Origin of the sequence: Nonomuraea diastatica, assembly GCF_004349015.1 — a bacterium.
GTDB classification, from domain to species: Bacteria; Actinomycetota; Actinomycetes; order Streptosporangiales; family Streptosporangiaceae; genus Nonomuraea; species Nonomuraea diastatica.
Genome location: NZ_SMKP01000383.1, coordinates 1 through 2,031 on the forward strand (window position 1 = coordinate 1; position 2,031 = coordinate 2,031).

General features: G+C 66.0%; 2 protein-coding genes. One reads left to right on the plus strand and one right to left on the minus strand.

The annotated features are described in order from the left end of the window. Positions 1-658, minus strand: a 658-nt coding sequence (locus E1294_RS51725; protein ID WP_165977992.1) for an IS110 family transposase, incomplete at its 3' end; no start/stop codon positions are given. Positions 659-950: 292 nt separating this feature from the next. Here E1294_RS51725 and E1294_RS51730 point away from each other — a divergent pair. Next, positions 951-1,874, plus strand: a complete 924-nt coding sequence (locus tag E1294_RS51730; protein WP_132520657.1) for an IS3 family transposase — start codon at positions 951-953, stop codon at positions 1,872-1,874. The last annotated feature ends 157 nt before the right edge of the window (positions 1,875-2,031 follow it).

The window sequence follows — 2,031 nt, forward strand, 5'->3', positions numbered from 1 at the left end:
TTCGGGTGAGGTGGTCGTAGGCGTCCAGATGCAGTTGGGCCATGGCCGCGTGCTCTTCGGTGAAGCGGCCCTCGCAGGCCATTACCAAGTCCTCGGCCTTGTTGCGCAGTCGCCCGCGGGCCATGTCGGCCAGTACGTGTGGGTCGCGTTCTCCGGCGATCAATGCCGCGACCATGGCGCGGCCGGAGACGCCGAACAGGTCGGAGGCGACCGAGTCGATCTTGATGCCGCCGTCTTCCAGGACTTTGGTCAGCCGTTGTGCTTCCGCGGTGCGTTGCTCGATGAGCTTCTTTCGGTAGCGAGTGCGTTGCCGTAGTGCCGCGATCTGCTGGTCGGGGATGAAGCTGGTGCGCAGCAGCCCGTAGGCGTGCAGTTCGGCGATCCACTGACAGTCGGCGATGTCGGTCTTGCGTCCGGGGACGTTCTTGATGTGGGCGGCGTTGGCCACGCAGACCTGCAGTATCCCGGTCTGGACGAGGGCGTGATAGACCGGCCACCAGTACACCCCGGTCGACTCCATGGCCACGTCGGTGACACCCAGGTCCACCAGCCAATCGGCCATCGAGCGCAGCTTGGGCCAGAAGGTCTTGAAGCTTTTGACGATCGGCTTGTCGCGCCCGGGTAACCGAACCGCCACCCAGACCTTCTTCTTGTGCACGTCGATCCCGGCGACCCGGGGATGCACCACTTGCATCGCGCCTCCGCGACTCCTGCCCCGAAGATGAATACGACGCGCCGTCCGCGGAGCCCGCAACAAACAAGAGTCTGTGACACGCGCTCGTAGCGGCAATCCGGGGTACCTACCGGGCAGGCTCCAGCGTCAATCTTGTGGCCAGCCTCGTAGGGCTAAGAACACACGACGTCGAGCGGGCGACGCACCCCAAGTTTCCTACATCCGCGGGCGCCACGAAGTGGCATGGAATCTTGTGGGTCAAAGAGGCGATGGGCCGGTGAGCGTGGCGGCCTTCATCTGCTCCCACAAGGCCGACCACGGCGTCGACCACGCGATCTCCTGCCGGGCGCTGGAGGTCTCCCCGTCGTGGTTCTACAAGTGGAAGAGCCGCATCGGGGTGGAGGCTCCGACCGTCCGTGAGCAGCGGCGGGCCCGGTTGGATGCGGAGATCCAGCGGCTGTTTGCGGCTTCGGGCGGCACGTACGGCTCACCGCGGATCACTCAGGATCTGCGTGCCCTGGGCTGGAAGGTGTCGGAGAACACGGTGGCCAAGCGGATGGCCGAACTCGGCTTAGCCGGGAGGGCGCCGAAGAAGCCGCGCTCGCTGACCCGGCAGGGCAAGCGGCCGGCCGCGCTGGATCTGGTGCGGCGGAAGTTCACCGCGGTCGCCCCGGACGTGCTGTGGGTCGGAGACGTCACGATGATCCACACCGATGAAGGGCCGCTGTACTTGGCCTCGGTGGAGGATTTGTTCTCCCGCCGGTTTCTCGGCTACGCCATGTCCGAGCATCATGACGCGGCGCTGACCACCGCGTCGCTGCAGATGGCGGTTGCCACCCGGGGCGGCGACGTGGATGGGGTGATCTTTCACTCCGATCGCGGGTCGGAGTACACCGCCGCCCGCTACCAGGCCGAATGCCGCAAGCATGGGGTGGTGCAGTCGATGGGCCGGGTCGGGTGCGCGCTCGACAACGGAGCAGCTGAGTCGCTCAACAGCACGCTGAAGGTCGAGTTCGTGCACCGGCAGCACTTCAGGACTCGTGCGGAGGCCCGGCTGAAGATCGCGACCTGGGTCGCGGACTTCTACAACGTCAAGCGCAGGCACAGCGCCAACGATGGGCTGTCGCCTGTCACATTCGAGCGTCAGATGATCGAGAAGAGGCAGGCATCATCGGCCCTGCTGAGGGCCGCTGTGGCATAGGACCGTCTCCACGGTTTGAGGGGATTGACAAGGGCGTGGATGACGGCGTGGCGTTCTCGGGTGCGGAGCGCCGTCCGGGATTGCGGCACGTCAGGGGCTGTGTCGGCCGTTGGTTCCTCATCGGCGGGTGGCGTCTGGGGTGGGAGCTCGGCCAGGT